Origin of the sequence: Streptomyces glaucescens (genome assembly GCF_000761215.1) — a bacterium.
Taxonomy (GTDB): Bacteria; Actinomycetota; Actinomycetes; order Streptomycetales; family Streptomycetaceae; genus Streptomyces; species Streptomyces glaucescens_B.
The window spans coordinates 7,171,907-7,196,706 of the sequence record NZ_CP009438.1; the positions used below are offsets into that span (position 1 = coordinate 7,171,907).

The 24,800-nt window shown below is 73.6% G+C and carries 23 protein-coding genes and 2 pseudogenes; 13 read left to right on the forward strand and 12 right to left on the reverse strand.

Annotation, left to right across the window (positions count from 1 at the left end):
* Positions 1–46 precede the first annotated feature (46 nt).
* Together SGLAU_RS30895 and SGLAU_RS30900 are read right to left on the reverse strand one after the other, a co-directional pair.
* Positions 47–1,192, reverse strand: a complete 1,146-nt coding sequence (locus SGLAU_RS30895; RefSeq protein WP_052413977.1) for a Gfo/Idh/MocA family protein — start codon at positions 1,190–1,192, stop codon at positions 47–49.
* Positions 1,177–1,848 carry a ThuA domain-containing protein gene (locus SGLAU_RS30900; protein WP_244315287.1) on the reverse strand — a complete coding sequence of 224 codons (672 nt, stop codon included), beginning with the start codon at positions 1,846–1,848 and terminating at the stop codon, positions 1,177–1,179. The genes SGLAU_RS30895 and SGLAU_RS30900 overlap by 16 nt, the downstream gene beginning before the upstream one ends.
* Before the next feature lie 743 nt (positions 1,849–2,591).
* Here SGLAU_RS30900 and SGLAU_RS30905 point away from each other — a divergent pair.
* The gene (locus tag SGLAU_RS30905) at positions 2,592–3,530 is read left to right on the forward strand and encodes an aldo/keto reductase (protein ID WP_043505874.1); all 939 of its coding nucleotides are present in this window, start codon (positions 2,592–2,594) and stop codon (positions 3,528–3,530) included.
* Between the two features lie 22 nt (positions 3,531–3,552).
* Positions 3,553–3,918 (forward strand): MerR family transcriptional regulator, encoded by a 366-nt coding sequence (locus SGLAU_RS30910; RefSeq protein WP_043505875.1) that lies wholly within the window; start codon positions 3,553–3,555, stop codon positions 3,916–3,918.
* Between the two features lie 51 nt (positions 3,919–3,969).
* Here SGLAU_RS30910 and SGLAU_RS30915 read toward each other — a convergent pair whose 3' ends face one another.
* Complete coding sequence (locus tag SGLAU_RS30915) at positions 3,970–4,602, reverse strand: LysE family transporter (RefSeq protein WP_043505877.1); 633 nt, start codon at positions 4,600–4,602, stop codon at positions 3,970–3,972.
* 142 nt (positions 4,603–4,744) lie between these two features.
* Here SGLAU_RS30915 and SGLAU_RS30920 point away from each other — a divergent pair, with 142 nt between their 5' ends.
* The gene (locus tag SGLAU_RS30920; protein ID WP_244315288.1) at positions 4,745–5,377 is read left to right on the forward strand and encodes an alpha/beta fold hydrolase; all 633 of its coding nucleotides are present in this window, start codon (positions 4,745–4,747) and stop codon (positions 5,375–5,377) included.
* 76 nt (positions 5,378–5,453) lie between these two features.
* Here the strand turns inward: SGLAU_RS30920 and SGLAU_RS30925 are convergent, their stop codons facing one another.
* Positions 5,454–6,989, reverse strand: coding sequence for an alpha/beta hydrolase (locus tag SGLAU_RS30925; RefSeq protein WP_043505878.1), 1,536 nt, complete (start codon positions 6,987–6,989; stop codon positions 5,454–5,456).
* A gap of 102 nt (positions 6,990–7,091) precedes the next feature.
* Here SGLAU_RS30925 and SGLAU_RS30930 point away from each other — a divergent pair, with 102 nt between their 5' ends.
* On the forward strand, positions 7,092–8,039 hold the full coding sequence (locus SGLAU_RS30930) for a MerR family transcriptional regulator (RefSeq protein ID WP_244315289.1): 948 nt from the start codon (positions 7,092–7,094) through the stop codon (positions 8,037–8,039).
* 83 nt (positions 8,040–8,122) lie between these two features.
* Complete coding sequence (locus tag SGLAU_RS30935; protein ID WP_043505879.1) at positions 8,123–8,410, forward strand: hypothetical protein; 288 nt, start codon at positions 8,123–8,125, stop codon at positions 8,408–8,410.
* Between the two features lie 308 nt (positions 8,411–8,718).
* Here the strand turns inward: SGLAU_RS30935 and SGLAU_RS30940 are convergent, their stop codons facing one another.
* Both SGLAU_RS30940 and SGLAU_RS30945 read right to left on the reverse strand, forming a co-directional pair.
* A complete protein-coding gene (locus SGLAU_RS30940; RefSeq protein WP_043505881.1) occupies positions 8,719–9,177 on the reverse strand; it encodes a DUF4383 domain-containing protein in 459 nt (152 codons plus the stop codon).
* A gap of 166 nt (positions 9,178–9,343) precedes the next feature.
* Positions 9,344–9,913: a hypothetical protein gene (locus SGLAU_RS30945; RefSeq protein ID WP_043505883.1), complete on the reverse strand. Its 570-nt coding sequence runs from the start codon at positions 9,911–9,913 to the stop codon at positions 9,344–9,346.
* Between the two features lie 739 nt (positions 9,914–10,652).
* Here SGLAU_RS30945 and SGLAU_RS35360 point away from each other — a divergent pair.
* Entirely contained in the window at positions 10,653–10,892 is a 240-nt protein-coding gene (locus SGLAU_RS35360) for a helix-turn-helix domain-containing protein (protein WP_043505884.1), read from the forward strand.
* A 137-nt stretch (positions 10,893–11,029) separates the two neighbouring features.
* On the opposite strand, the gene SGLAU_RS30955 is transcribed toward SGLAU_RS35360, so the two are convergent.
* Complete coding sequence (locus SGLAU_RS30955) at positions 11,030–11,452, reverse strand: DUF350 domain-containing protein (RefSeq protein ID WP_043505885.1); 423 nt, start codon at positions 11,450–11,452, stop codon at positions 11,030–11,032.
* A gap of 418 nt (positions 11,453–11,870) precedes the next feature.
* On the opposite strand from SGLAU_RS30955, the gene SGLAU_RS30960 reads away from it, so the two are divergent.
* A complete protein-coding gene (locus SGLAU_RS30960) occupies positions 11,871–15,374 on the forward strand; it encodes a hypothetical protein (RefSeq protein WP_043505887.1) in 3,504 nt (1,167 codons plus the stop codon).
* A 372-nt stretch (positions 15,375–15,746) separates the two neighbouring features.
* Here SGLAU_RS30960 and SGLAU_RS35365 read toward each other — a convergent pair whose 3' ends face one another.
* On the reverse strand, positions 15,747–16,094 hold the full coding sequence (locus SGLAU_RS35365; protein ID WP_043505888.1) for a hypothetical protein: 348 nt from the start codon (positions 16,092–16,094) through the stop codon (positions 15,747–15,749).
* 91 nt (positions 16,095–16,185) lie between these two features.
* Positions 16,186–16,488 (reverse strand): annotated as a pseudogene (locus SGLAU_RS36470) (MarR family transcriptional regulator); the annotation flags it as partial.
* Positions 16,489–16,634: 146 nt separating this feature from the next.
* Here SGLAU_RS36470 and SGLAU_RS30975 point away from each other — a divergent pair.
* Together SGLAU_RS30975 and SGLAU_RS30980 are read left to right on the forward strand one after the other, a co-directional pair.
* A complete protein-coding gene (locus tag SGLAU_RS30975; RefSeq protein ID WP_043505891.1) occupies positions 16,635–17,039 on the forward strand; it encodes an STAS domain-containing protein in 405 nt (134 codons plus the stop codon).
* 140 nt (positions 17,040–17,179) lie between these two features.
* Entirely contained in the window at positions 17,180–17,485 is a 306-nt protein-coding gene (locus SGLAU_RS30980) for a hypothetical protein (RefSeq protein ID WP_043505892.1), read from the forward strand.
* A 136-nt stretch (positions 17,486–17,621) separates the two neighbouring features.
* Here SGLAU_RS30980 and SGLAU_RS30985 read toward each other — a convergent pair.
* A pseudogene (locus SGLAU_RS30985) lies at positions 17,622–17,810 on the reverse strand (BBE domain-containing protein); the annotation flags it as partial.
* Positions 17,811–18,018: 208 nt separating this feature from the next.
* Entirely contained in the window at positions 18,019–18,837 is an 819-nt protein-coding gene (locus SGLAU_RS30990) for an alpha/beta fold hydrolase (RefSeq protein WP_043505894.1), read from the reverse strand.
* Positions 18,838–18,976: 139 nt separating this feature from the next.
* On the opposite strand from SGLAU_RS30990, the gene SGLAU_RS30995 reads away from it, so the two are divergent.
* From SGLAU_RS30995 to SGLAU_RS31005, 3 genes are all read left to right on the forward strand, one after another.
* Positions 18,977–19,615 (forward strand): PadR family transcriptional regulator, encoded by a 639-nt coding sequence (locus SGLAU_RS30995; RefSeq protein ID WP_043505895.1) that lies wholly within the window; start codon positions 18,977–18,979, stop codon positions 19,613–19,615.
* A 370-nt stretch (positions 19,616–19,985) separates the two neighbouring features.
* A complete protein-coding gene (locus SGLAU_RS31000) occupies positions 19,986–20,810 on the forward strand; it encodes a S1 family peptidase (RefSeq protein ID WP_043505896.1) in 825 nt (274 codons plus the stop codon).
* 568 nt (positions 20,811–21,378) lie between these two features.
* Positions 21,379–22,209: a CAP domain-containing protein gene (locus tag SGLAU_RS31005; protein WP_043505897.1), complete on the forward strand. Its 831-nt coding sequence runs from the start codon at positions 21,379–21,381 to the stop codon at positions 22,207–22,209.
* A gap of 289 nt (positions 22,210–22,498) precedes the next feature.
* Here the strand turns inward: SGLAU_RS31005 and SGLAU_RS31010 are convergent, their stop codons facing one another.
* Positions 22,499–23,329 (reverse strand): glycoside hydrolase domain-containing protein, encoded by an 831-nt coding sequence (locus SGLAU_RS31010; protein ID WP_043505898.1) that lies wholly within the window; start codon positions 23,327–23,329, stop codon positions 22,499–22,501.
* Positions 23,330–23,677: 348 nt separating this feature from the next.
* On the opposite strand from SGLAU_RS31010, the gene SGLAU_RS31015 reads away from it, so the two are divergent.
* Positions 23,678–24,751: an SGNH/GDSL hydrolase family protein gene (locus tag SGLAU_RS31015; RefSeq protein ID WP_052413979.1), complete on the forward strand. Its 1,074-nt coding sequence runs from the start codon at positions 23,678–23,680 to the stop codon at positions 24,749–24,751.
* Positions 24,752–24,800: the final 49 nt, after the last annotated feature.

Sequence of the window (24,800 nt, forward strand, 5' to 3'; positions counted from 1 at the left end):
TCCTTACCACGAGCGTCCCGGTCGATGCGGCGGCCGGCCCTTGCCGTCATGCGGTGGCGGCCCCCCTCCGGGCGGCCGGTACGCCGGCGGCGGGCACGTAGGTGGCCGGCAGGTCGACCGGGGCGGGCCGCGGGCAGCCCGCTACCGGCAACGTGCCGCCGTCGTGGGCCGAGTCCAGCAGGGTGAGCATCACCTCCAGGACGTGCGCGGCCAGTTCCGCGGACGCGCGGTGCGGCGTCCCGGCGGCGAGGGCGTCCGCCAGGTCGGCGAGTCCGGTGCCGCGTCCGGCCCGGGGGTATCCGGCGGACACGGGCAGCGGCTCCCACTCCCGCCGGTCCGGGGCGTACCGCTCGACCCGCCCGTCGAAGTGGTTCGGGTCCGGGACCGACAGCGACCCCCCGGTCCCGTACACCTCGATGCTGGGCAGCCGGGCGGCGTGCACGTCGAAGCTCATCACCAGGGTGGACAGGGCGCCGCCCTCGTGCCGGAGTATCCCGGTGACGTGGGTGTCGACCTCGACGGGGAACCGCCGCCCGGCTCGCGGGCCCGCGCCGATCTCCCGCTCGGCGCGCGGGGCGGAGGCGGCGCCGGTGACCGCGGTGACCGGTCCCAGCAGATGGACCAGCGCGGACAGGTAGTACGGGCCCATGTCGAGCAGCGGTCCGCCGCCCGGACGGTAGTAGAACTCCGGGTCCGGGTGCCAGATCTCGTGCCCCGGGGTGGTCATGAACGCGGTCGCGGCCACCGGAGTTCCGATCAGGCCGTCGTCGACGGCCCGGCGGGCGGTCTGGATGCCGGTGCCGAGGACGGTGTCCGGCGCGCAGCCGACACGGACGCCTGCGGCCCGGGCGGCGGCGAGCACGGCCGCGGCCTCCTCGCGGGTGGCGGCCAGCGGCTTCTCGCCGTACACGTGCTTGCCCGCGGCGATCGCGGCCAGCGCGACCTCGGCGTGCACGGCGGGCACGGTCAGATTGAGCACGGCGTCGACGTCGTCGCGGGCGAGGAGTTCCGCCACGCTTCCGGCCACCGCGGCACCGGTGCCCGCCGCGGCCTCGGTGGCGCGGGTCGCGTCGAGATCGGTCACCGCGGTCAGCCGCAGTCCGGGCGTCCTGGCCAGGGTGTCGAGGTACTGGCCGCTGATGTTGCCCGCCCCGACGAGGCCGACCCGGAGCACGCTCACCGGCTCGCCCACAGCAGCCCCCGCTCGGTCAGGGTGCGCACCTCGGGCACGTCGAAGTCGTCCGCCTTGTGGCCGATGGCCGAGACGAAGACGCGTCCCGCTCCGTGCCGGCGCGTCCACACGGCGGGCATCACGACGCGGGCCTCACGGTCCGCACGGTACTGGTCCGCGGCGAAGGTCGTGGTGGCGAGTACGTCGACGGCCGGGTCGGTGGCGACCCAGTACTGCTCGGTGTGCACCCGGAAGTCGGCGAGCCCGCGCGTGACCGGGTGGCCGGACCGCTCGGGCACCAGGTTCACCGTGTGGTCGACGAAGCCGGGCGGGTGCATGAGGAACTGGCCGCCGGTCAGCAGGAAGTAGTCCAGGTCGCCGCGGAAGGCGTCGACGATCCCGCCGTGCCAGCCGGCGAGGCCGGTCCCGGCCCGCACGGCCGCCGACAGGCCGCGGCTCTGCTCGGCGGTGATGTCACCCATGGTCCAGCACTGCACCACCAGGTCGGTGGCGGCGAGCCGTTCGGCGTCCTCGTAGACCGCGAGGTCCTCCGCGGTGTCGACGGTGTAGCCGCTGTCCTTCAGGAACGGCACGAAGAGATCCGTGAGGGTGACCGGGTCGTGCCCCTCCCAGCCGCCGCGGACCACCAGCGCGCGACGGTTCGTCGTGCCGGTCACGGGCGTCACGCCCTTCCGCCGCTGGTGCGCGGCAGGGCCCACCGGCCGTGGGAGAGCGGTCGGGAAACGCGGAGCGTCACCGGGGCGTCCCCCCTCTTCGCAGAGTGTCGCAGCCCTGTCACCTTGCTCCCTCTCCCTCGGCAACGCCGTTCCCCGCCCGGAAGTCGACCGGCCTCCGGGCACAGCGCGTCGTGACGCTAACCAGCCTCCGGGGGAGCGTCAAGACGGCAGTTCGCCACCGAGCCGCCGGCACAGGAACCGGCCGCGGGCCCGGATCGTGGCCGCGTCGTCGCCGCTGGTGGGGCGAGCGCCGGTAGCAGACCGGCGTAGCCGTGCCGGGCGATGTCGAAGGGTGGCCCGACGGACACCGCGGCGCCGCGGCCGGCGCGCAGCGGACGACGCGCACGGCAGGCAGGGCGGCGCAACAGGCCGAGGGCACGCCTGGGAGGGCGACGCCGTACGAGATCGCCCTCGACGCCCTCCCGTCACAGGAAGCAGCAGTGCGGGGCGCTCGTGCATGCCACCCCGGAAGTTCGCGGGCACCGGTGAGGCTCCGCGCCCCCGCCCGGGCGAGAACCGTCGTGGCCGGCCCGCCGGACCACTCGTCACGGGCATCGCGGAGCCGAACCGTCAGACGTGCCCCCTCGCGTCCGGCGCCGGGGGACCGGCGCGGCCGGAGTCCCGGACCACCCGCCACGACGGCTCTTGACCTGGAGCGCGCTCCAGATCCCAGAATCGGCGGCATGGAGATCACCGACCCGCACATCGTCCTCGGCACCATGGACTTCGGCACCCGCGTGGACCCCGATCGCGCGTTCGCGATCCTCGATGCCTTCGTCGCCGGCGGCGGCGTCTGGCTCGACACGGCGAACTGCTATTCCTTCTGGGCCGACCCCAGTGGCGTCGGCGGCGCCAGCGAGCGCGTCATCGGAGCGTGGCTGCGGGCCCGCCCGGGCGTGCGTGACGCGGTGCGGATCGCGACGAAGGTCCGGCACAACCCGCTCGTGCCGCACTCCTGGCCGGAGAGCGCCGAGGGACTCTCCGCGCGGGCCGTCCACGACGGCGTGGAGCAGAGCCTGGAACGCCTGGGCGTGGATCACGTCGACCTGCTGTGGGCCCATGCCGAGGACCGCACCGTGCCGCTGGAGGAGACGGTCGGCGCCTTCGGCGAGCTGGTCGCGAAGGGAGCGGCCCTGCGGATCGGGGCGGCGAACCATGCGGCCTGGCGGGTGGAGCGCGCCCGGTCACTGGCGCGCGAGCAGCGCGTGGAGCCGTGGACGGCCCTGCAACTGCGCCACTCACTGGTCCAACCGCGCCCGCTCACCCCCCTCGCGGAGTCCGGCCACCGCCTGCTCACCGCCGAGGACCTGGACCTGGCACGTGCGGAGGGACTCGCCGTCTGGTCGTACAGCTCACTGATCTGGGGCTCCTACGAACGGGCGGACAAGCCACTGCCGCAGACCTATGATCATCCCGGAACGACCCGGGTGCTCGCGGTCCTGGACGACATCGCCGGCGAGCTCTCGGTCACGAGGAACCAGGTCGTTCTCGCATGGCTGATGAGCCAGGGGATCGACCCCATCGTCGGCGCGAGCCGGGTGGAGCACGTCGAACAGGCACTCGCCGCACGCCGTGTGCGGCTCGGCGACGAGCACCTCACGCGCTTCGCCGAGGCGCGGTAGCGGCCATGACCGAAGGAGCCCCGTGAACACCCTGAGCCCGGCAGCGGCAGCCGACCGCACCGGTGTCTCCATCGACACACTGCGCTACTACGAGCGTGAAGGACTCATCGGTCCCATCCGGCGCTCGGTCGGCGGGCGCAGGGAGTACACCGAGGACGACCTCTTCTGGATCGGCCTGGTCACGTGTTTCCGCGAGGCCGGTCTCGGCATCGCGGACCTGCGGGGGTTCGTCGCCATCCTGCGCGCCGACCACCCCCCGCAGGAGCGGGTCGCCTTCCTCCGCGAACGCCGCGCCGCCCTGGAAGGGCGGGTGGCGGCGCTGCGCCGGGCCATGGAGGTACTCGACGACAAGATCGCCTACTACGGCGGGGCGGCGGGAACCCCGTAGCCGGGCCACAATTGCCGTACCCACTCGACTCGGAGGCCCGCCCCCAGTGGATCACGGCGCCGCGACGAGGAGGTGAGCCGCGAGTACGACGATCAGGACGCTGGAGGCCATGGCGGTGACGAGCCGCCCGCGACTGCTGGTCAGCGTCCGGCCGAGCAGTGCCCCGCCTCCCGCGAGAAGCAACTGCCAGCTGCTGGACGCCGCGAAGGCCGCGAGGACGAACACGGCCTGCTCGACGAGGCTGGGGGCCGCGGTGGTCCGAGTGCCGAGCACGAGCGCCGCGAAGTAGATCACGGTCATGGGGTTCATCATCGTGATCCCCAGCATCCCCAGGTAGGCCCGCACCGGACTGAGGGGGACCTCCTCGGCCCGGGTGCTCGACCGCCGCGTGCGGTAGCCGCTGATCGCCGCGGCGCCGCTGCGGACCGCCAACGCGATGAGCACCAGGGCCGACACCCATCGCAGGGGAACCGTGATCGTCTCGATGAACGGGACGAGGACGGAACCGCCGAGTGCGGCGATCAGCGCGTACAGGCCGTCGGCGGTCGCGACCCCCAGTGCGGCACAGGCGCCGATCTTCAGACGTGTCCGGGCTGTCAGGGCCACGAGGTAGGTCGCCACGGGGCCCACGGGCACGGCGATGCCGTAACCGGCGAGGAGGCCCGCGACCAGGGCGGCGATCACGTGTGCGCGAGCATCGGCCTTCGCGGTCGGCCGGGCTGCTGCTGGACTCGCACCGGTCGGACGGCGGCGGTCAGCGGCAGGGGGCGGTGAGTCGTGGTCATGCGCAGATGGTGAGGCAACCGCGGCTGGCGGGGCAACCGGTTTGGAGACACGTGGTGGCCCGTCAGACCGAAGAACCGCTGGGCGACGCGGGACGCACCGAACGCCGGGGCACGCCGTTGAGGAGCGCCGACGACCTGATGGCCTGGCTGGACGCGCTGCTGGACGGACTGGGCTCGCCCGCACCCACCTGTGCGGTCACTCGTACGGCGCCTGGCTGGCCGTCAGGTACGCGCTGCGCGCACCCCGGCGGGTCGACCGTCTCGCCCTCGTCGATCCCACCCAGGTGTTCGCCGGATTCCGCGCGGGCTACCTGCTGCGGGCGCTGCCCACCCTGCTCCGGCCGAGTGAGGTCCGTGCCCGCGCCTTCCTGGCCTGGGAGACAGCGGGCCTCCGCCTGGACGAGACCTGGCGGCGTGTGTACGCCCTCGCGGCCACTGTCCCCGGCCGCAAGCTCATCGCCGGCGGCCGTCCACGCACCGCCGGCCTCCGGATGCCCGTGCTGGTGCTGCTCGCGGAGAACAGCCGCGCCCACCACGCCGCCGAAGTCGCCGAGGAGGCCCGCCGGACGCTCCCGCAGGGCCAGGTCGTCCTGCTCCCCGGCGCCACCCGCCACTCCCTGCCGCTCACCGCGCCGAAGCCGCTGAACGACCGGCTGATCGACTTCTTGGGCTGACAGCGCCGCACGACCCGGCACGTCGGCTCGGCCGGCCACCTGCCCGGAGGGGCGGCACGGGCTGTGCGGCAGGGGCTCAGCCGGTCAGGTGGCCGATCACGGCACGCATCGCCTGCCGCAGGACGGGCCGGGTCTCCTCGGGCGGGTCGACGGTCTCGAAGCCGTGGTGACCGTTGGGGAGGTCGACCAGTTCCAGCCGCACCGGGGCGTCCCCGGCCGCGGCGACGAACGCCTCGACCGTCGCGGCGATCTCGGGTGTCTCCCGCCCGGCGCGCAGGAGCACGACGGGCAGGGCGCCCGCCCGGGGGAGGGCGTCGACCGGATGGAACCGGTGCCCGACCGGCCCCCAGGCGGGCAGCGGCGCCAGGATCGGGTAGGAGGCGGCCAGGCAGCGCAGCCAGGCGGGCGGTTGTGCCAGCCACGGCGCGCTGAGCAGGCCGCCACCGGAGAAGAACCACAGGGCGATCCGCTCGGCGTCCACCCGGGGATCCGCACGCACCAGTTCCACGGCGGCCGTGACGTCCGCGGCGGCACGCTCGTAGTCACCGATGTCGTGCAGACGGTGGTCGAGGGTCGCGCCGACCATCCCCTCGGCGGCCGCCAGGCGCGCGTACCCCACCAGCGTCGGCCACTCGCGCGGGCCCGGCCGTGCCCCGGCGGGCACCGGACCGCCGTGCACGAAGACCACGGCCGGCCGCGGGCCCTCGGCCTCCTGAGGCACGTAGAGGTCGACATGTTCCTCGCGGTCGCGGGGCAGTTCGGGCACGTCCAGCGGGAACGGGCGCAGATGGGCGGGCGGTTCGGCGCCGGCACCGGCCGCCCGCAGCCGGTGCCCCTCACCGGCCGCGGCCCGCAGCAGGACGTCCGCCAGCTCGGCGGGGCAGGACAGCATCGGCCAGTGCCCGGTGGGCAGTTCGAAGAAGGTGACGTGTGGCCCGGCCAGGGCCGCCAGCGCGGGATCACCGAAGTCGACGAGCCGCTGCACCAGTTCGATGCCGGCACCGTTGCGGGTGCACAGCACGCCGGTGGCCGGCACCGCGGCCACCGCCCCGGTCAGCCGCAGCGGCTGCAGCAGGGTCCCCAGGGGCTGCGGTACGGCCGTGCGGGCCAGCCGCTCCCACGCCGCCTCGCCGACGCCGGCCGTACTGCCCCAGCGCCGCCACTCCTCCGGGCCGGGCGGCTCCAGCACGCCGTCACGCTCACCCCGCTCCGCCCGTCCCGCCAGCTCCGCACGCAGCGCCGGGTCCGGTACCGCCGCCAGCGCCGGAACACCGTTGCGCGGCATCGGGCAATCCAGGTACACGACCCGGGCGATGCGCCGTGCCCGTCGGTCGGCGGCCCCGAGCACCGGATGGATGCCATAGTCGTGACCGACGAGCACGATCTCCTCACCCCCTGCCGCGTCCGGTGCGCCCACCGCGTCGATCGCCGCGACCACGTCGGCGATGTGCGTCTCCAGGTCCACCCGCGCCGAACCGGCCGGGCAGCCCGCGTCCATGCCGGTGAGCCGCACCGCACGCACCCCACTGCCCGCCGCTTCCAGCCGCGCCGCCGTCTCCTGCCACACCTGGGCGCCGGTGAACGCCCCCGCGACCATGATGAACACCGCCATGGCTCTCTCCTCACGTCCGTGACCGGGCGCTTCGGCCCCGCCCGGGCGCCGCTACCGTAGGAACTCCCCCAGAGGGAGGTTCAACTGTCCACACCGCACGAGGTGCGCTGGAGCATCGGCGAGCTGGCCGAGCGCGCGGGTGTCACCGTCAAGACCGTCCGTTTCTACTCCGACCGTGGCCTGCTGCCCGAGGCCTCCCGCAGCACCGGCGGACATCGCCGCTACGGCCCCGAAGCGCTGGAACGGCTGCGGCTGATCCGCTCCCTGCGCACCCTGGATCTGCCCCTTCCCGCGATACGCCGCGTCCTCGAGGACGAGGACGGGGCAGGCGGCCTCCTGGAGGACGCCGTCGCCGACCGGCTGCGCCGGCTGGGCGGCGAACTGAGCGCACTGCGCTGGCGCGAGGCGGCGCTGCGCCTGGTGCGGGACTGCCCGCCCGAGGAGCGCGCCGGCCGGCTGCGCCTGGTCGGCGCTCTGGACACCCCGCCGAGCACCGCACCGCTGGTCCGCTTCTGGCGCGCCTGGCTGCCGCCGCGCATGCCGCCCCGGGCGATCGCGGCATTCCTGGAGGCAGCCGTCCCGCAGCCGCCCGAGCAACCCCACCCGGCCCAGGCACTCGCCTTCGCCCGACTGCACGCGATGACCACGGCCCCCTGCCCCGCCGGCCGCCGGCCCCAGCCGCACGTCCACCACGTGGCAGGGGCCCGCGGAGCGGCCGTACTGTACGCGGGACTCACCGAGGCGTACGAACTGGCCGGCCCGCACCTGCGCCGGGCGGCCGACCCGTTCCCGGGCGAGGCGCTGGACGCCTACGTGACGGCCTACGCGAGCGCCTACGGCAGCCGGGACACCCGCGACTTCCGCCGCCTGCTGGCCGCACGGCTCACGGCCGAACCCCGCCTGGACCGGTACTGGGAGCTGACAGCCGTCGTCCTCACCCCACCCGGCGGCCGGCCCGAACCCACCCCGGGCTCCGCGGACGACTGGCTGCGCGCGGCCCTGCGGCGCGACAACGCCGAAAGCGCCTGTGAGGTGCGGGCGGTCCCGTGACACGGACCCGGTTCGCGGACGGGTGCCGGGGCCCCGCCGGACACCCCCCACGCCTGCGGAGGCCCACGTGAGAGCATCCCCTCATGAGCAGCGACCTGGAAGTGAGTGCGCTGGCGATCAACGTCACCGTCCCGGAGGGGCTTCGCTGGACGGATACCCGGCGCGGCGTGGCCTTCACACTGACCACGCTCAACGTCCGTCTCCTCCCGGACGGCCGCCTCGCCGCCAAGGCCTACGGCCGACCCGTCGCCGGCGGCCGGGGCGCCTACGTCTCGTTCGCCGTCCCCGACAGACCCGAACTGGCCGCCCTGATCGCCGAAGCCGCCGGCCGCGCCGGTGAGATGTGGGCCGCCCATCGGGGTCTCGGCTGAGCTCCACGCGTCGTGTGCGAGGCGGCCCGTGCGTGCCGGATCGCAGCCCTGGCTCGGCTCGGCACCGGCTCACGGCGGGGGACCGGCCGCACCGGCTCACGGCGGGGGACCGGACGCCGCAGTCCATGGTGCCGGTCCGCCGGGCCCTGAGTTTCGTCCCGGACACGGCCGGACCCGGTCGCCGCGGGACGGGTCCTTCGTCTCGCGGCGACCGGGTCCATCGGTACCGGCGCGGCATCGGACACCGAGGTCGGTGTCGGCGGCGAAGCCCGCCCGAGCCTCCGCCGGAGGAGGGAGGGCTCCGCCGCTCACATGGCGGTACGCGCCCCCTCGTGCCTGCGGGTGAGCAGGGCGCCGAGTGCGATCATTCCGAGCCCGAGCAGCAGGTGGAGCCAGTTGTCGGCACTGTTCACGGGGACGAAGTTCGCGGCGCTGTCGTGGTCGATGATCAGGCCGTACAGCCACAGGACCAGGTAGATGGCGCCGCCCGCGAGGAGGTAGAGCCGTGCCTGGGACGCGGTGCGGGAGAGTGCCAGGCCGGCGAGGCCGAAGGCCAGATGCACGAGGTTGTGCAGGATGGACACCTGGAAGACACCGAGGAGCTTGGCCTCGGAGTGGTGGGCGGCGAACTCCATGGTGTCGTAGTGCGTGGTGATGCCCGGGATGAAGCCGAGGACGCCGACCAGGAGGAAGACCACCCCGACGACCAGGGCGGCCTGCTGGACCGGTGTCCGGGCCGTACGAGGGGCACGTGCGTGCGTGGACATGGGAACTCCCCTTTTCAAGCATGAAGGCCGGCCCAGCTGCCTGGTCCGCCACGGCCTCCTCCGAGTGCCCCTCGACGTCGCAGGCATGTCACATCAGGACCATGCGTGAACCGGGTGCGCACGAGCTCCACGGCCGATGGTCACACCCGCTCTCGCCGCGCACCCCTCACGACGTGAGGTGGGCGGCCGAGCGGGCCCGCTCCCACATGCCGGGAGCCTGCTCGATCGGGCGCTGCTGCTCGCCGTGCAGGGCGTTGAGCACCACCAGGCAGCCGGTCAACGCGGGCACCGCCCACTGCGCCCAGGCCAGCTGCCGGCGCGACTTGTCCAGGTCGATGGGGTGCTGCTGCGCCCGCTCGATGTCGTCGGGGTCGGTCGAGGAGGCCAGCTCGACCTTCTTGCCCAGGACGCGAGCGTACGCGGTGGCGGCGAGAGCCGCGGCCGTGACGACGGTCTTGGCCGTGGTGGAGGCGGCCACGCCCTGCTGGGCGGCGACGCGGTGCGCGTTCACGGCGAGCAGCCCGCCCCCGCCGAACAGGTGCACGCCGATCGCCGCGGCGTTGACCGGCGTCCACTTCGCCCATCCCGAGGCGGAGATCCGGTCCCTGGTGGCCTCCGTTCCGCCTTCGTCCTTGGCCGCCCCGTTGAGCCCGACCGCGCCCATCAGCGAGCCGCCGAACCAGGCCGCCAGACCCACGTCGTGCAGGCTGCGGATGAGGGTGTTGCGTTCGGTCATGACCGTGCTCCTTCGGGAGAGGGGACGAGGCGGGCCCACGTGGACGGCGGGCTCACTCTCACCTTCGGCGAATCCGGGCCGCGCTGCCATCACGGCTGAGCCGGTCGAGCGTCCCGCCCCCGTCCTGCCGCGGCGGCGGCGACGCCCCGGCCGACCGGGCGCGGGAACTGGTCGCACGGCCCGAACCGACACGTCACCGAAGCCCCCGCCGACCCCGGGCCGGACCTGCGCCAGAAGAGTGACGCGGCCTGCGCGCGGCGTGCGACGCCGGGCGAGCGCGGCCTCCGGACGCCACCGCCACCTACGACGCCGGCGCTCCGGACCGGCCCGGATCCCCTTCACCGCGACCACCGGGGACCGGACCGTCCCGCACCGCACGGGGGCCGGGCGCCGAACGGGATTGTCAGTGCCGGTGCCTAGCATGGCGATCATGACGAGGACGCAGGTGGGGGCGGCGGGAACGCTGCTGCGTGAGATGGTCGGGATAGGACGTGGCGCGGAGGCCGCGGGCCCGTCGCTCGACCCCGACTGGGATCCGGTCTAGAGGGTGGAGGCGCTGCTCGCCGCCTGAATTAGTGGCAGGACGACCGCGCCGGCTCGCCCTGCCGGGAGCTGCCCCGGCGGGCCCGGTCACCGTGCACCGGCGCCGGACTCCTCGGTCGTGACCGGCACCTGTCGACCCGTCACCTCAAAGAGTGGCATCGGGCATGCGGCAGGACCCCGAGGGCACCTGGTGCCCATGGCCGACCTTTCGCAGCTCATGTGGCAGACGATGCGCCGCCGTCGTCTGTCGTCCGAAGCACTCGCCGAGCGAACCGGTATCCGTGCGCCGCGTATCCGCGCCTTCCTCGAGGACGGAGCCACGGGACCGGTGCGCCCCACGCACGATGAACTCGCCGAGCTCGCCGCCGCGCTCGTGCTGCCCTTGCCGGACGTCCTGGTGGCGGCGGGGATCCACCGCCGGCTCGCGGGTGTGTGACCCCCGCGGCGCTCAGGGCGGGCGCCACGCCGGACGAAGCGGCAAGCAGCAGCGAATAGGTCCCCGGGACGGACACGAGGCGGTCGCGGTGACCCGCCGGGCACACCCCGGTCGCCCTGCCGGCGACGACTGCGGCGTCAGGCGATGGACGCCGAGATGACCGCTGAGACGGCGAGATTGCAGGACGCGGTCACCCAGACCGCGGGATGAGGCTCGGCCTCGACCAGTGTCGCGCCCAGGCGCCCCGGGGTGATCAGATCGACCACCAGGAACGCCACGGCCATCATCACCAGCCCGAGCAGCCCGAACGCCGCGGTCGAGACCAGCCCCTTGCCGAAGTCCTCGTACGTCGTCCAGATGGACGTGAACACGATGCCGCCGATCCCGAGCAGTGCCGAGCTGAGCACCGTGGCGGCGTTGCGATTGCGCTGCTCCCAGATCTGCCGGCCGAGTTTCCCGGGCGTCAGCGCGTCGACCAGGAAGATCCCGAGAACCAACAGGACCAGGCCCAGGCCGCCGTATGCGGTGGCCCGTCCGAGTCCGTTGACGATGTCGCTCATGAGGATGCCAGCTCCGTAGCGTGAGATCGTGAGTGATCGCGGTCAAGGAGAGGCAGAATGTAGCGCACCCGTTCCGCCCCCTGAACGGCGCCCGTTCGCTCAGTGAGCACCAGCAGTGGCCGCCGAGGCATGGACCCACCGGGCACTGCGCCAGGACACCGCGGCCCTGCACCGCCACCTGCTGGGCGCCAGGGCCGGGGCTCCCGCCGGGAAGCCTCGAGCCCGCCGAAGGGGAGCCGCGGCGGCACCGGCCCCGCCGCGCACGCCGCCCCGCAGCACGTCGGCCGGCCGAGCCAGCCGACGGCGGGAGGGGCCCCGCGGTCCGAAGGCGGGCACCTTCCCGCTGCCGCCGGCGAGGCCGTGACGAGGACCGATATTCGGTGGGACGGGGGCACGCGGAACGGCAGAATGGCCCGCGATGATCTCCACTGCCGACGAGCTGCTCGCCGCCCTCGAGGACCTGCCGCACGCCGCACGTCTTCGCCGCACCGCCGTCACGGCGCACCGGCTCGCCGCCCGGGGCGCACTGCGCCCCCTGCTCACCGCGCTGGACGCGCTCGGCACGCACGAGCGCCGCCTCGCCGCGCTGGCGGCCCTGACCGGCGGGGAGACGGACTACCTGGCGGCACGGCTCGGCGACCCCGACCCGGTGGTCCGCCGGTACGCGCTGCGCGGCGCCCGGCGGCTGCCCGTCGCGGACGCCGCCGTCGAGGCCGCCTACGACGACGCGCCCGCCGTGGTCCGCGCGGACCTCGCACGGCTGCTGCGCGACGGGCGCGGGGCCGCGCTCGCCGAGCGGCTGGTCCCGCGGGTGCGCGCCGAGTACGGCGACCGGGACGCGGCCCGCCTGCTGCCTGGCTGTTCGGCAGCGTTCACCGCGCGGCTGCTGCCCGAGCTCGCCGGGGCGCTCGCGTTCGAGGACTGGAGCACGCTGGCCGTCCGCCACCCCGCCGCCGTCCTGGACCAGCTGGAGCGAGAACTCGGCGGCCTCCCCGAGCGGCTGCGTGACACCTGGTGGGGGAGGCACGCCACTGGAATCGCCGCCGCCCTGCCAGCCGCGCCCGCACGCGTACTGGACCTGCTGGAGCGGTACGGCCCTGACGACCTGCCCGGCCCGGTGCACGACCGGCTGGGCCACCTCGTCGCGGTGGACGCCGAGCGCGTCACGCGCTGGCTCGCCGACCCCGGCCGGGCGGCCGCGCGATGGGAACGGACGCCCGGCAGGGCGGTCCTGCGGCAGCTGGTCACGGCCGATCCGCCGTCCCTGCCCCGACTCGGCGCCCGCTGGTTCCACCGGGGCGCTTTCGGCATCCTGCTGCGGTCCATGGTGCCCGCGCGCCGGCCGGCCTTCCTGGACGCCGTCGTCTCCGTGGCGGATCCGCGCCGCAATGTCCGCGCGCACGAGGGAGTGCTCGCCCTGCTCCCGGCCGCCGAGCGGCACGCCCGGGCCTGCGCCGCGGTCGACGCACTGCGCGCGGAACGCCGCTCGGGCTGGGACCTGTGGGGCCTGCTCGCCCTGCTGCCGCCCGCCGAGGCCCGTGCCGGACTGCTGGCCGCTCTCGGCACCGGCGACGCCGAGGACCGCGGAGCGCTCTGGTGCCGGCTGGCCACGGGCGCCGGCCTCACCCGGGATCCGCACCAGGTCGCCGAGGTCCTCGCGCTGGCCGCCGACCGGCTGGCCAACGAGCGCGACCCCGTACGCGAAGAGGCCCTGTCCGCCTTCGCCGACCTGCCGGCACCCCTGCTCGCGGCGGCCCTCGGGCCGGACGTGTCCGCCGGAGCCCGCCCCGGCCGCTCACCCCTGGAACGACTGTGCCTGGCCGCGCTCGCCTCCCGCGATTGCTCCCCCGGCACCCGGAACGCGGTCCGCGCCCTGGCCGTGAAGCTGCTCGCCACCGCCGCCGGACGAACCCCGGCCGGCGAGGCCGTCGCCGAGGACGACACGGACCGCACCCTCGGCGACGCCGCCACGCGCACTGCCGTACGCCTCGTGGAGGCCCTCACCGCGCACACCGCGACCGTGGACCTCGGTCGCCTGGACGGCACACTCGACGCCGGTGGGATGCGTGCCGTGGTCCACGCACTCGGCCCGTGGCTGGACCGGGCCGCCGCACGCGGCGACGTCGCGCCGCTGCTCGCGCTGGTCACCTCCTGCGGACGCCACGCGCACCGCGTCCCGGAGCTCCAGGACCGCCTCGAACAGGCCGTGCGCACCTGCCCCGACGCTCTCTTCGGCGAGGTCGCCGCGGCCTGGCTGGCCGACCCGGCGACCCGCGGCGACCGGGTGGCCCACCTGCTGGAGCGGGAGCCGTCAGCGGTCTTCGTGCCGCAGGTGCTCGCCGTCCTCGCCGCGCAGCGGACCGACCTGCTGGACCCCGCCCTGACCGATGTGCCCCACCCGGACGGCCGGTTCCCCGCGCCCGGCACTCCCCGCCCCCTGCCCCCGTTCCGCCACGCCGACCGGTGGCTGCCCCGGCAGCGGGAGGCCGCGGTCCGGCTGGCCGCGGCCGCCGTGGCCGACCCCGGCCGGAGCCTGGACGAACGCGCGGCGCTGCTCCGTGCGGCGGCCTCGGTGCCGGAGCACGGGAGGTACCTGCTCCGGCAGTACACGGCGGTCCCGCCCGCCACCACCGAGCCCGACGACACGGCGACGCTCCCGGCGGATCACGTCGACTCGGCGCTGACGCGGGCAGCCCTGGACGCGGCCGCCCACACGGACGACCCGGCCTCGGCTCTCGCAGCCCTGCTCGACCACGCCGGCGACGACCGGGCGGTAGCCGCCTGGTCGGCCGCTGCCCGCGCCGCCGCCCACGCCCGGCCCAGCCGAGTCGCGGCCCTGTTGCGCGATGTGCTGCACCGCGAGAGCGGAGTGAAGGTCACCGTGAGGAAGGCGGCCGCCCGGCTCGCCGCCCGCCACCTGCCGCCGGCAGCCGCCGCCGAACTCCTGGCCACCGTGGGCCGCAGCCCGGGCGTCCATCCGGACGTCCACGCCACAGTCGTCGCCCTGGCCGCGACGCTGCTGCCGGACGACGACATGTGGACCCTGCTGGATGCGGCGGTGTCCGACGGGCCGGTCGCCGCCCGCCGGGCGCTCCTGGACGTCGACCCGGCGGATCTGGCCCCGCCCCACCGGGCGCGCTACGGCGAACTCGTCGCCCGCCTGCCCTTCGTCACGGACGAGCAAGTGGCGGACGAAGCCGTGTACCACCTCCGCGACTGGGCCCAGTACACACCCGCGGCCGGCGCGGCACTGGCGCACGTCTGCACCGACCTCGCCTCGCCGCTGAGCCTCTGGCGGGCGAGCCACGGGCTGGCGGAGCTGGCCCAGTCCGGCCTGCCCCACCCGACCGGGGGCGCGGCACCGGGCAGTCTCCTGCACGACGTCGTGGACCGGCTCCTGGCGCTCATCGCGGCCGGCGAGCCGGAGGGCGGCGCGCACGGCACGGACCTGCCGGCCCGCCGACGCCTGGAAGCCGTTCTCGGCTCGTCGGTCCGCGACCCCCGGGTGTGTGCGGCCCTGGCCCGGCGGCTGGCCGCGGAACCGGCGGTCACCTTCCTGCGCAGCGACCTCCTCGTCCGGGCGCTCGACCTGGGGACGGACGAGCGGGCACTGCTGCTCTCGCTCCGCGAACTGACCGAGGCGATCGAGGGCCGCCCCGTCCTCGCCGCCCGGGTGGCCGAGGACCTGACGGAAGCACACCGTTACGGCCCACCGCTTGCCGACCCCGCCCCGGCCGTCGCCGCGATCGGGGCCCTGAGCGCCGACGGCGGTGTCGTGACGGGCCTCCTCGCCGTGGGCCTCGTCACGGCTCTTGGCGTCCGCCAGAACTGGCCGCAATCCTGCCGCACGGCCGTCGTCGCCCTGCGCCGCCACCCGGAGCGGGACGTCCGGGAAGCGGCGTACGCCACGGTCCTGGGCTGAGCCGCGCCTACGCCGGGACCGACGGTGCCGCCCCGGGGCACCGATCGACTGGACGGCGGCCTCACCTGACATGCGGCGTACCGCGGGGAGCCGCTGCCTCCGCACGGTCTGTGACACGCGTTCGGGGGCCGCGTCGCAGGGACGATGTCCGGCACCGGACCCGCCGGTGCCGGACATGCGGTAGGCCTACCGCCCTGGGGCGGTTCGGCCGTCGATCGTGTAGAGCCCGAGTCGTGGTGGGGCCGCGCCGTCGAGGGCGGCCGGGGCGGAGGGAGCCTGGGGTCCGGCGTCGCCGGGCCGGACCTGACCTCGGTGGCCGCTTAGGGCCTTTCGTTTGGCCCCGCGACGCCGGGGTGATCCAAACGACAGGCCCTAGTCGTCCGGCGTCTCGCGGTGAGCGGGCAGTGGTGGGGCCAGGTGGGGGAGCAGCACGGTGATGCCGTTACCGGCCCGCTCCGTCCAGATGGTGTAGCCGTGCTGGAGGAGCACCGTCTCCACGGCGGCCCGGACGGCCGACTCCGTGGCCTCGCCGAGTCCTTGGGCGGGGCTGGTTCGAGGGCTCGGGCCGCTCAGTGGCGTCCAGCTCACCAGCGCGCCGGCAGGGGTACGGCTCACCCGCACGCCGGGTGTCTCAGTGTCCGTTTCCCCCACCAGGTCGTAGCCGGCCATGCGCAGGCGGCGCTGCACCTCGTGGACGAATTCCTCGTGACTCGTCGGCATTGTGCCCTTTCATTCCGAACTGCCTCGATCGCGGTCCGGTGCCGGAATCCGGGTGACGGCATCGCGGGCGGTTCAGCGCGTCGGCGGGCGCCGTTACGGTGCGACGGGGGGAGGGGGGCGGCCCGGCGCGTTCGGTCTCGTCCTGCAGGAGGAGGGAGAGCAGGGAAGCCACTGGGAGGCCGGCTTCGGCAGGGTGGCGCAGCACCTTGTCCGGCTCTATGCGGGAGGTGTTGGTGTGCCCGTCGCGGGTGTGGGACAGATAACCGCCCTGCTCTAGACCGGAGATGATGCGCGCGACGGCGCGCTCGGTGAGCCGGCAGTGGGCGGCGATGTCGCGGATGCGGATGTTCGGTGTGCCGGCGATGGCCGCCAGTACACACGCGTGACTGGTGATGGACGTCCACCTGTTGTGTGATGCGGAGCCCCCCGGCCATGACCGTCATCTTAGGGGACGAGGCTTGCCGGAACTGAGTTACATGACATACTTTTCAGGCAATAGTTGGCCTGCTTCCGCTGGAGAGTCACAAAAGGAGCCCGAACATGCCCTGGGACGAGGCCGTCATGCCAAGGCTCATGAGCAACACCGGCGAGGAGCCGTTGCCGCAGCAGGCCGGCGGCCGTGCCGTGGAGGGGGCCTCCGTCGTCCAGTACCCATGGAACGGCGCCTGGGTCATCGCCGCGCGCGGCGCCTACGACCTGCACTCGGTCGCACCGCTCGCTGACGCGCTGAAGGCCGCGGTCGGCGCACACCCCAAGGTGGTCCTGGACGCCTCCGGCATCACCTTCGCGGACTCCACGCTGCTGAACCTGCTCATCCTCACCCACCAGACAGGCACCCTGCGCGTCGCCGCACCCTCGCCTCGGCTGCGGCGGCTCTGCGAGATCACCGCGGTCGACACCGTGTTGAAGATACGGCAGACGGTGGACGAGGCCGCCACCTCCTGAGGTGCCCGAAGCGACACCCCGGGAGCACCGGTGAGGCCCGGGGCGTTGAACCCCTCGACGCTCGGCCTCCGGACGCGACGTCCAACGCGCAGGACAGGGCTGACTCCGACCCCCGTCCCTCACTTGTGTAGCTTTCGTGTGTGAGCGATGAGGTTTTCCTGCAGACGCTGTTCGACGACGTGTGTCAGACGCTTTCCCGTGCCGGCTTCGACATCGCGTCCGCGAGTGCTGAAGAGGGCGCTGGACTGCGGGTCCGCAAGGAGTCGGGCGCGGTGATCGTGGGCTGGGTCCCGGCGGACCAGTTAGATCCCGCCGGGAGGATGGACGCCGAGTACGAAGGTATTCGTACCGCCTTGCGCCAGGCCTTGCTGGAGATCCTCACTCAGGCCGGCTTCGCGGTGCAGGCGGACCGGTCCAGCGGAGAAGTGCGCGTGGAACCAGCCTGATGGGGCAGCCCCGGCGTGAAGACCGGCGCTGCTCCGCCGACCCGGGCCACGCCCCGCCTCGCCCCCGACGGGATCGGCCGGGCGTTTCGCGGGCAAGGCGGCACCGCACTGCGTGACGGAGCACGGCCGCGAGAGCTCAACTGTCCTGTGGTGGCGCGGCCGGCCTGATGTTCTGGGTGGCGTGGAAGACGTTGTCCGGGTCGTAGGTCTTCTTCACCTGCGCGAGACGGTCGTAGTGGCCGCGGTAGGTGGCCCGGACCCGGCCGGGGTCCTCGCCCTCGCCGAGGAAGTTCACGTACGCGCCGCCCATGGAGTACGGGTGCATCTCCTCCTGGACCAGCGTCTCCCCGGCTCGGAGGGCCTGCAATCCGTGCGTTCCTGTCGTCACGCCACGCAGCGTCCCCTGTTCGTACCGCCCGACTCCGCCTCGAAGTGAGGCCGGATGGTTCCGATGAGCTCGGGCACCTGCTTCGCCCTGTGATCTCCGCCCGGTCCTCGCACGATCACCCGCACCCGAGCCGGCCCTGCGCGGATCAGGACAGCGGAGCGTACCCGTCGACCTCGCGCCAGAAGGCGTCCACCCGCGCGTTGAACAGGCCGGGGGACTCCTGGAACGGCTGGTGGGCCTCCTGCGCCAGCACCTCGAAGCGGGCGCCCGGGATGACGTCGGCCACGGCCCGTCCGAGCCGCACGGGTGTCGCCATGTCCAGTTCGCCGACCAGGACGAGGGTCGGTGCCGTGATGGCGGGCAGCCGGTCGAGCGTGTCGTGCCGCGTGAAGGTCTCCAGTTGTCGCTGGAAGGCCTCGGCGGACTGCGGGTACGGGAAGGCGAGCGTTTCGTCGATGATGTGCCGCACCATGCCGTTGGCGTGGGCGCGTGGCGTGTAGATCCACAGGAAGAACGCCTCGAGCATGGCACGTTCGTCGGGTGCGTGTGTCGCCAGCCAGTGCCAGAAGCGGGTCATGGAGGTGAAGTACGGCTCGGCCCGTGCCCAGGTGCTCGTGAGGACGAGGCTGCGGACGACATCCGGGTGACGGAGGGCCAGCTCCTGTGCGATGGCGCTGCCACCTGAGAATCCCGCGACATGCGCCCTGCCGACGCCCAGCGCCCGGAGCGCTCCCGCGGCGTCATCGGCCATCATGCCCATGGACACGGGCCCCTCGGGCAACGCCGTGCGTCCGGACCCCCGGTTGTCGAAGGCGATGACCCGGTACCGGTCCGACAGCCCGTCGAGCTGCGCCTGCCATGCCTCAGCGGGGTCACTCAGCCCTGCGATCAGCAGGACGTCGGGACCCTCACCACGACTCTCGGCCCAGATCGTGGTCCCGTCGACCTCGACGTACTCACCCATGGAACACCTCCCACCTCATCGTCCACTCCGCCGGACCGCGACCCGATGCCGCCGCGCCGCAGGTGGTGGGCGGGGGCCCGCGGCCCCGCGGGCACGGGGCGGGGTAGCTTGTCAAAATTAACCAGAAGGGAGATGTCGCATGTCAGCGATCCGGCTCCTGGTTCTCGGCGCGGTCCGCCAGCACGGACGGGCACACGGCTACCAGGTACGCAACGACCTGGAGTTCTGGGGCGCCCACGAATGGTCCAACGCCAAGCCGGGTTCGATCTACCACGCGCTCAAGCAGATGGCCAAGCAGGGCCTCCTCATCGCCCACGAGGTCGCGCCGAGCACGGCCGGCGGCCCGCCCCGAGTCGAGTACGAGATCAACGACAAGGGGACCGAGGAGTACTTCTCGCTGCTGCGCGAGGCGTTGAGATCGCACGAGCAGAAGTCCGACATGCTCTCGGCCGGGATCGGTTTCATGGTCGACCTGCCGCGGGCCGAGGCCATCGAGCTGCTCAGGGAGAGGATCGCGGGACTGGAGCGGTGGCGGTCCGCGGTGACCGAGTACTACCTGCCGGAGGAGGGCCCCGAACAACTCGGGCACATCGGCGAGATCATGAACATGTGGGTGCACTCGGCCGACCGCGGCGCGGAATGGACGCGCGGTCTGATCGGGCGGATCGAAGGCGGTGCGTACACGTTCGCCGGGGAGGGCGAGCCCTTCGTGGGCGTCCTGGCGGAAGGCCGGCCGAACCCGTTCGCCACGGGACCGCACCCGGAGGACGACGGCTAGGGCCTTTCGTTTGGATCAGCCCGGCTTGAGGTCCGGAGCCTCTCGACCGACCCGAGCGGGGTCTGGTGCGTGCAGCTGCAAGGCGGAGGAGGGAGCCGACGCGGAGCGTCGGCGACCGACGACAACGCCGCAGATGCGCGTGCCAGGCCCCGCGACGCCGGGGTGATCCAAACGACAGGCTCTAGGTCCGCCACGGTGCGGCTGCCCGATTGCGGGCGGTTCCGCGGCCGCGACGGCCGCCCGGGGGTTCTCCCCACCCCGTACGGACCTGCCGGCCGGACCTCGGACAGGCCCACTGGCCGGATGGATCGGTTCCCCTCGGTCGCGGAGGCTGAAGCACGTCACACCCGCGCGTCCGATCGGAGAACCAGTGTTCAGCCTGAAGTCCTCGCGCCGCACGGCGGTGCGCACCGCCGCGACGGTCCTGGCGGGCGCGGCGTGCGCCGCCATGACGACCGGCAGCGCCGAAGCCATCGTCAACGGGGCGGATTCCACGCAGCCTTACCCGTTCATGGTGTCGGTCCCGGTGACGGGTGCGGACGACCCCGCCTTCAAGGGGGTCTGCGGGGGATCGTTGATCGACCCGGAGTGGGTGCTCACAGCCGCCCACTGCGTGGACCCGAAGCTCGTCACCCTGGACGGCACCGTCCGGGTCGGCAGCGAGTGGAGGACGTCCGGGGGCACGGTCAGGTCCGTCGCGAAGACGGTCTCCCACCCGGGCTACCGGAACGGCGGGGGCACCGACCCCAACCTCCACGACGTCGCACTGATCCGCCTGACCCGCCCGGTCGCCGAGGAGCCCGTCCGCATCGCCGGCAAGCCGGGGCGGCCCGGCACCCCGACCCGCATCCTGGGCTTCGGCACCGTCACCGACGTACCCGACCCCGCCCGATGGGTCTTCCCCGACCGGCTCCAGGAACTCGCCACGCGCAGGGGAGCGGTCTCCGAGTGCGCGCCGGGTTACGCGGACGGCACCCGCTTGTGCACGATCAGCCGGGTGCCCGAGGCCATGGCGTGCAACGGCGACTCGGGCGGCCCCCAGCTCCAGCGGGAGGGGAAGGGGCGCTGGGAACTCGTCGGCGTCACCTCGGGCCCCGGAGCCCCGGGGGTGCGCTGCGGCGAGGGCCCGGGGCTCTACACCAGCGCGCCCGCCCACGCGGGCTGGATCCGTGCGGTGACGGGCCGCAACGGCTGATCCGGCCGCCGGCGCGATGCCCCCGCGGCTCCCTGCGCCCGTCCACCGGCATCAAGGTGAGGGCGTCGCTGCGGTCCGCGACGCCGCAGGCGCACCGGCTGGTCCCCGACCGGCTCGGAGCGAACGGCGTGCTGGTCACGTGGCCCCTCTCGGACACGGAGACACGGTGTCGTGACATCCGTCACATGGGCAGAGGGTAATCGCCCCGTCGGATAGTAGATGCCGTCCTCGTGAAATATGGGACTTGTCCGACTTGATGCCGGCGTGATCCGTGCCCGGACGGGCCGGCGCGGCGTCCGCCCGGAATCCGTGCCGGGTGTCCCGCGAGCGCCGCTTTCTGATGAGGCGTCGGGAAGTCGTCAGCGGCGAGGGCGCCGCGCCAGCACACGGCCACGCGCCTGGCAAGGGTGTCATGCGCTACTAGGCGAGGTAGTACGTCGGCTCTTTGCCCTGCTCGCACAGCCCTCCTAAGAATGACGACCCGCAGGACGTCTCCGCAGTTCAGAGCGGAGTCCGCGCAGAGCAGGCCACACCAGGGGCGCTCCGCGAAATCCGAGTGAGGTGTCGCATGGGGAAGCATCGCAAGAAGAGGTACAACCGCCGAATAGTGATCGCCGCCGTCGCCGTCAGCGCTGTGGCCGTTCCCTCGGTGGCCGTGGCCTGCGGTGACTGGCAGAACGGCGAAGCCGGCCAGTTCCGCGGCGCGGGGAAGACGGCGGGGGAGGGACGCTGGAGCGACGTCCAGGACGCCCGCTGGAAGGACGCGGACCGGCACGGCCGCTGGAAGGGGGATCACCAGGAGAGTGAGCCCACCGCGGCCCCCTCGCGGACCGCGCCTCCGTCCACGAGCGCACCGAAGCCCGCGGCCCCGAAGCCCGCGGCGCCGAAGTCCACGGCCCCGAAGTCCACGGCCCCCGTCCCCCCGGGTACTCCCGCACCCGCCGCGACCCCGAGCGCACCGAAGCCCGCCGCCCCGGCGACCCCGTCCTCTCCCGCCACCCCGCAGGCCACCCCCACGGCGTCCGGGGCCGCCGCCCGTATCGTGGAACTCGTCAACGCGGAGCGCGGCAGGGCCGGTTGCTCGCCGGTGAAGCCGAACGCGACCTTGACCAAGGCCGCGCAGGCCCACAGCGCCGACATGGCGGCCCACCGGAACATGTCGCACACCGGTTCCGACGGGTCGTCGCCCGGCGACCGGATCACACGCGCGGGGTACGACTGGCGCACCTACGGTGAGAACGTCGCCTACGGCTACTCCACTCCGGAGCAGGTCATGGCGGGCTGGATGTCCAGTCCCGGCCACAAGGCCAACATCCTGAACTGCGCGTTCCAGGAGATCGGCGTCGGCCTCGCCCAGCCCGGCAACTACTGGACCCAGGACTTCGGAACCGCCCGCTGAGCCACGACCGGCAGCGGGTCCGCCGTCGAACGGGATGCGGTGGCCGACAGGACGTGCCCCCCCGCGGGCCTGTCGGTCACGCGCCGGACCGCACGCGGGCCGTCGGTGGACGTGACGGGCCAGGCGCGCCGCGGCCGGCACGATCGGCGGGCCGAGCGGTGGTACCGGCATCACGCCGGGACCACCGCCCCTGGTCGGGCTCCCCGCCCTTGTGCCATCCGGGGGGCGGGTGGACCCCAGGCGGGGAAGTCCCGTCCCAAGCCCTCCGGTCAGGCTGCGTGCCCGCCGGTCAGCCGATGATGGCGACCGGGGCGTCCCAGGCGTTGCGGTCGACGTTGATGGTGTGACCGCCGCGGGTCTCCTTGCTGTTGGCCTTGTACTGGTGGCCGCGGCTGTGGTCGGTGTACAGCTTCGGGTTCCAGGGCCAGTCCTTGGTGGTGGTCTGCTGACCGTTCCACAGGGCGTACCAGAGGTTGCCCGGCAGGTCCGTGCGGTCCTTGGCGGTGGCGATCGCCGCGGCGCTGGAGCTGCTGAAGCCGTAGAGGCCGGCCCGGTAGGTCTTGGCGCGCAGCGTCTTCGTGAAGGAGCGCACGTAGGTGAGGGTGGCCTCGTTGCACGCCTTGTCGGTGATGTCGTACGACTCCATGTTGAGGTAGACGGGGCTGCCGGCCTTCATGCCGAGCGCCGAGGCCTTGGCGATCGCGTCCTTGGCGTTGCTCGCCCCCACCGAGGCCGCGGTGGCCGCGGTGAACCTCTCCTTGTTCCTGCTCTTCTGGCAGGGCGGCTGGGCACCGACGTACAGGGGGATGACCCGCCAGCCGAGCGTGTCGACGGACTTCACCCAGGACTTGGTCAGGTTGGGCTGGGCGCAACCGCGGTTCTTGCCACCGATGTAGACCGCGACGCCGCCGTAGTAGGCGTCCTTCTTCCATGCCTTCATCGCGGCGAGCGACGGCGCCGTGCAGGCGTCGAACGCCCGGCCCGTGTAGGTCTTCTGCGCCGGCCACGTCGAGGCGGCCATCGAGGTCTGGGCGGCGATCCCGCCCCCGGCCACGACGACGGCTCCCGTCGCCGCCAAGGCGATGTACCGGCTCTTCCTGGACAACCTGTGCTTCGGCATTCCCCACCCCATACGACGCGACGAACCTGGCTCCGGTACTCCGGGTACCGCGGTACGCCGGAGCGGGAGCGCAATCACTTCCGGGCCAAGTCTCGCAGGTCGCACCAGCGGTCGTTCCACCAGCCGGCGTCCGATGCCGGCGCGACCCGGTCCGGTCGTGCTCGGCAGGACGAGGGGGAGGGGGACGGGTGAGAGGGGGCGCGCGGACATGCGCGCTGTACCACCGGCCGCAGGGGTGGTTCCGGCGTCCCCATACGGGTGGCGTGGCGGGTGCCGGACACGCGTGCGGGAACAACCGATGGGTCGCCGTGGTGGTCGCGGCCTGTGCCGGAGGGGTGTCGAGATCTCGTGTGTTCCAAGACGGTGGGGCTGGCGCTGGGTTCCGCGGCCGTGGTGTCGGTGGTGGCGGTCGGGACGGGTGGCAGCGCCGCCGCCGACGTGGACGGGGTCCCGGTGCCCGCCCCACGGCTGAGCATGGTCAACCTCGGCGACTCGTACTCGGCGGGCTACACCCGCCTGGCCGGTGCTCCGGCGGAACCGGACGAGCCCGGCAAGTCGGGATGCGAGCGGACGCTGGGAAGCTATCCGTACGTGCTGAAGGACGAGCTGGCCGGCCGGCTCGGCCGTACCGTGAACGTCACATGCGGGGGAGCCGACACCGACGACGTCCTGGTCACCCCGCAGAGCCCGGCCGGGCACGCTTCGCTGGACCGGACGGGGCTGCTCCAGGCCGATCCGCTGGCCCCGTTCCCGGCGCGTCCACCGCAGATCGAGGCGGTGTCCCCCGATGCCGACGTCATCACCATCGGCGTCGGCGGCAACGACTACTTCAGCCGTCTGGTGGCCGCCTGCCTCGAGGCCGGCGCCGTCGGCGACGACCCCGATCAGTGCCAGGACAACCTCAAGGCCGGCGAGTACACCGGTATCGGCCTGCCTGCCGACGACCCGCTCCTCGAACGGCCGAAGCACGCACTGGCCGGCAAGTACCGGACAATGCTCGACGAACTCGCGGCCAGGGCGCCGCACGCCCGCGTCTACGTGGTCGGCTACCCGTCCGTGTTTCCCGCGGACACCGGCACCTGCGCCCGCAACTCCCAGGAGCTGTTCACCCTCAACAGGGGAGACATCACCTGGCTCCGTCAGCTCCTCGACGGCATCAACGCGGCCATCGCCTCCACGACGGCCGGTGCGGCCGGGCGGGGCGTGCCCGCGGAGTTCGTCGACACCCACCGTGCCACCGTCGGCAGGGACGCCTGCGCTCCGCGCGGGACCAAGTGGGTGGAGGGCTGCACCGAGAGGATCGGCACGCCTGGCGTCGGGGGGTGGGGAGAGCCGGCCCTGATCCACCCCAACCACCGCTACCACCAGTACGTCGCGGGACAACTCGCCCAGCGCATCAGGCACGACTTCGAACGACGGTGATCCGTCGAGTCGTCGAGTCGTCGAGTTGTCGAACCCCCAGGGCCGCAGG

Coding starts and splice junctions, on each gene's coding strand:
- SGLAU_RS30905 (WP_043505874.1), top strand. CDS start 2,592: ATGGAGATCACCGACCCGCACATCGTCCTCGGCACCATGGACTTCGGC.
- SGLAU_RS30925 (WP_043505878.1), bottom strand. CDS start 6,989: ATGGCGGTGTTCATCATGGTCGCGGGGGCGTTCACCGGCGCCCAGGTG.
- SGLAU_RS30935 (WP_043505879.1), top strand. CDS start 8,123: ATGAGCAGCGACCTGGAAGTGAGTGCGCTGGCGATCAACGTCACCGTC.
- SGLAU_RS30940 (WP_043505881.1), bottom strand. CDS start 9,177: ATGTCCACGCACGCACGTGCCCCTCGTACGGCCCGGACACCGGTCCAG.
- SGLAU_RS30945 (WP_043505883.1), bottom strand. CDS start 9,913: ATGACCGAACGCAACACCCTCATCCGCAGCCTGCACGACGTGGGTCTG.
- SGLAU_RS35360 (WP_043505884.1), top strand. CDS start 10,653: ATGGCCGACCTTTCGCAGCTCATGTGGCAGACGATGCGCCGCCGTCGT.
- SGLAU_RS30955 (WP_043505885.1), bottom strand. CDS start 11,452: ATGAGCGACATCGTCAACGGACTCGGACGGGCCACCGCATACGGCGGC.
- SGLAU_RS30960 (WP_043505887.1), top strand. CDS start 11,871: ATGATCTCCACTGCCGACGAGCTGCTCGCCGCCCTCGAGGACCTGCCG.
- SGLAU_RS35365 (WP_043505888.1), bottom strand. CDS start 16,094: ATGCCGACGAGTCACGAGGAATTCGTCCACGAGGTGCAGCGCCGCCTG.
- SGLAU_RS30975 (WP_043505891.1), top strand. CDS start 16,635: ATGCCCTGGGACGAGGCCGTCATGCCAAGGCTCATGAGCAACACCGGC.
- SGLAU_RS30990 (WP_043505894.1), bottom strand. CDS start 18,837: ATGGGTGAGTACGTCGAGGTCGACGGGACCACGATCTGGGCCGAGAGT.
- SGLAU_RS30995 (WP_043505895.1), top strand. CDS start 18,977: ATGTCAGCGATCCGGCTCCTGGTTCTCGGCGCGGTCCGCCAGCACGGA.
- SGLAU_RS31005 (WP_043505897.1), top strand. CDS start 21,379: ATGGGGAAGCATCGCAAGAAGAGGTACAACCGCCGAATAGTGATCGCC.
- SGLAU_RS31010 (WP_043505898.1), bottom strand. CDS start 23,329: ATGCCGAAGCACAGGTTGTCCAGGAAGAGCCGGTACATCGCCTTGGCG.